We start from the raw sequence: 2030 nt of genomic DNA on the forward strand, positions 1-2030 counted from the left end.
CGCCCGACTGTACAACGTAACTGTCTGGCTGATCTTTGGTTTGTGTATTTGCACTACTCAATGGCTCAATAGTCTTGGCATCGTACAAATATAGAGTACTACCAGACAACAACTTTGCCTCGGCATCTATTTGATTCCACTCAGTAATATCACGCCAGCTGACGCCTGCACGACTGGCGATATTTGATAAGGTATCGCCGCGTTTTACCGTATAAGTTGTACGTTTGCCCTGAGGTTTTGGCTTACTGACTGGCGTTTTTGCAAAGCTCAACTTTTTATCTTCACCACTGGCCTCCAAAATAGACTGCTGTGTCTGTACCGCGGATAGATTGATGTTGCCATCAGCGTTAATGACCTCGGTTTCTGGTGTTTTGACTCGTATCTGATTGGCGATAAAGTCGCGCTCTTCTTTACTAAGTGGAGGCTCTTGGACAATGGTATTGTTTTGTGTAATCTGTGCAGAGGTCGTCGGTAAGCTATTACTGCGTTGCAGTTCAGCATTAATCTTACTGGTCTCTTTACTTGTGATAGGTGGCTCAGTGCTAACAGTCGAGTTACTATTATATCCAGAGCCGCTAGACGATGCCGGAGAGATATAACTGGTCGTTTGCTGCGGCACGCTTGCACTGGCAGCGTAATCTGCCAAGCCGCCACCAGTAGAAGGTAATGACGAGCTGGTATATGGTCGACTATTATAGCTTGGCGTAGCAGTACTACTTGGGCTACTGGTGTTACTTGAGGCAATAACGTTACTCGTACCATTGCCTCTTAACGATATAAGCTTGGCATCAAGATTGGTATTAATATCATTAGGGATGATGATACGCTGCGGGCCTGAGGCATCAACACGTCCTGATGTTAGAGCTGTATTCAGCCTTTCTAATTCATCGTAACTAACGCCAGTTACTTGCGACACTTCAGCCAAACTGACACCATAGTTGACTGGTACACTACGAAAATGCTGTCGGTTGGCAATAGCTGGCAGGTAAACACCGTACTGCTCAGGCTTAGCGACGATTTCTGCTACCGCCAAAAAGCGTGGTACATAATTCATTGTTTCAGTAGGCAGTCTGAGCGACCAGTAGTCAGTGGGCAATCCACGAGCCGCATTGGCATCAATGGCTTTTTGTACACGACCAGGACCTGCGTTATAAGCTGCTAGTGCCAGCTCCCAGCTACCAAACTGATTGTATAACGCTGTCAAAAAGTCATAGGCTGCACGTGTTGATTCGATCACATCACGGCGACCATCATAGGTGCTGCTTTGATTCAAACCATAAATTCGTCCCGTACTTGGAATAAACTGCCACAAACCTGCTGCCGCTGCACTACTGGTGCCGCTTGGATCATAAGAGCTCTCAATTACTGGTAATAAGGCAAGCTCAGTTGGAATATTGCGACGCTCAGCTTCACGTACTGTATGGTAAATATAGCGACTGGCACGCGCAGTCAACCTGTTTAAGTAATCTTGTCTGCTAGTAAACCAGCTTTTTTGCCCTTCAATACGTTGATTGTAGATAGGCTGACCGCCATTCATACGATAACCAGCTCTTAGACGATTCCACAAATCACCATATTGCTGAATAGCCAGTTTATTGTCTTCAACCATGGTCATATCAGTCGCTTCTAATAAGTCTGCCAACTCATCTAAGCTTTCTGCATCCAAAAATGCAGTTGAGTAGTCATCACTCGTACTTGGGCGAGCAGCTCCAGACTGTTTGACTGGGCGCTTATTCACAACAGACGAGCTATTGGTAGCACTGGTATTTTTTACCGTTGACGTATTGCTACAGGCGCTGATAAGTAGGGTTGACACTGCAAGGGTCAATGGTAAAGCTATAAATGATTGGGGTTTTGATGACACAGTAGACATGATGATAGAAGGTTCCTAGCGACAAGAAGTAATGAAGATAATCGACAGTATAATATACAATGTAAGAAACAGACCATCATTCTATAGAAGATGATCTGCAAAATTTAAATTAAATTAATCAATCGCTACTTGGGAAACTGCACGTAGCAGCACAGCG

1 protein-coding gene is annotated in these 2030 nt (G+C 44.9%); it reads right to left on the reverse strand.

What is annotated here, in order from left to right; translation table 11 throughout:
• Positions 1-1873: transglycosylase SLT domain-containing protein (locus ACS8FD_RS13325; RefSeq protein ID WP_439276238.1), on the reverse strand; the 1873-nt coding region annotated here is incomplete at its 3' end.
• Between the last annotated feature and the right edge of the window lie 157 nt (positions 1874-2030).

The organism is Psychrobacter sp. 1U2, from assembly GCF_051847575.1.